Source organism: Teichococcus vastitatis, from assembly GCF_003604215.1.
Classification (GTDB): domain Bacteria; phylum Pseudomonadota; class Alphaproteobacteria; order Acetobacterales; family Acetobacteraceae; genus Pseudoroseomonas; species Pseudoroseomonas vastitatis.
The window spans coordinates 1-802 of sequence record NZ_QXGS01000200.1; the positions used below are offsets into that span (position 1 = coordinate 1).

Consider the following 802-nt stretch of genomic DNA (forward strand, 5'->3'; position numbering starts at 1 on the left):
CATGATCAATCCGAGTTGCAGCGGGTCCAGTCCGATCTGCGCCGCCAGCGGAACGAAAATCGGCGCCAGCAGCAGAATCGCGGGGGCGAGGTCCAGTGGACCGCCGATGGCGAGCATGATGAGGTTCATCGCCAGGATCACCAGCCAGGGTGACTGCAAGGTGGTAGAAACCCACTCCGCGAAACGCTGCGGCACCTGGTCGTAGGTCAGGATCCAGCTCGCGACCGCGCTTCCCATGATCACCATCATGACGATGCCCGTAGCAATCCCAGCGTCGATCATCGCCTTGCGGAAACGGGTCCAGGACAGGTCACGGTAGAGCAGGAGGCTCGTCAGCAGAGCATAGATCACCGCCATCACCGCGATCTCGGTCGGTGTGGCAAAGCCGAAGCGCAGCGCGAGAAGGATCAGCACCGGCAGGATCAGGGCAGGCAGCGCAAAAAAGCCGAGCCGCACCAACCGGCGGATGTCCAGCGGTGGCGCTCCGGCTCGGATATCCAAACCGCGCGCCTTCCACCAACACACCGCAACGAAACCTGCCGCCATCAGGATGCCGGGCAGCACACCAGCCATGAAGAGATCGCCGATGCTGACACCGCTGACCACGGCATAAAGGATCATCGGGATGGAAGGAGGAATCAGGATGTCAATCACCGCCGAGGTGGCGTTGTTCGCAGCGCAGAGTCCGGCTGGATAGCCCTGCCGCTTCTGCCAGGGGATGAGAACCGAGCCGAGCGCGCTGGCATTGGCCACCGCGCTGCCGGAGACGCCGCCGAAGACCACCGAGCCAATCACCGTAGTA

General features: G+C 63.1%; 1 protein-coding gene. It reads right to left on the reverse strand.

What is annotated here, in order from left to right:
* Positions 1 to 802: TRAP transporter large permease (locus tag D2K64_RS23910; protein WP_157986124.1), on the reverse strand; the 802-nt coding region annotated here is incomplete at both ends.